The following is a 528-nucleotide window of genomic DNA, read 5'->3' on the forward strand; positions in this document are numbered from 1 at the left end:
CTCGCAACCGCCCAGGGCGGCACCCTGGCTGGTGCACCCATCGAGCAGGTGCGCCTAGCCCTGAAGGCCGACCCGGACGAGCCCAAAGCGCTGGCCCTGGCCGCTTCCGCCGCCGTCGAACGAGGTGACGTGAGCGATGCCATCGCCCACTGGGAGCGCCTCTACCAGTTGCTGCCGCCCGAATCTGCCGGTGCCAAGCAGATCGCCACCAACCTGGCTGCCGCGCGCGCCGATCAGCAAAAAGCACCCCGCGTCAAGTGACGCGTGCGCTGCTTCGAATTTGACCGCAAGACCCGGAGTGTCCCGCCAGGGGGCCACACCTACAGTACAGTCATCCCAGTCCATTGGATGACGTCATGCAATCCTCCGCCCGCCCCGTACCGGACACCACCCTCGTCGAACACGACCCGCGCTGGACTCGCGTGCTGGCGCGCGATCCCTCTGCCGACGGGCAATTCGTCTATGCCGTGAAGACCACCGGCGTGTATTGCCAGCCGAGCAGCCCGTCGCGCCTGCCGCGTCCCGAAA

1 protein-coding gene and 1 pseudogene are annotated in these 528 nt (G+C 67.6%); both read left to right on the forward strand.

Annotated features, from left to right (window positions below):
• A pseudogene (locus G9373_RS45630) lies at positions 1-261 on the forward strand (c-type cytochrome biogenesis protein CcmI); the annotation flags it as partial.
• Positions 262-356: 95 nt separating this feature from the next.
• A partial coding sequence (locus G9373_RS45635; RefSeq protein WP_277346763.1) for an Ada metal-binding domain-containing protein occupies positions 357-528 on the forward strand: 172 nt, incomplete at its 3' end.

It is taken from the genome of Rhodococcus sp. A14 (assembly GCF_011603105.1).
Classification (GTDB): domain Bacteria; phylum Actinomycetota; class Actinomycetes; order Mycobacteriales; family Mycobacteriaceae; genus Rhodococcus_F; species Rhodococcus_F opacus.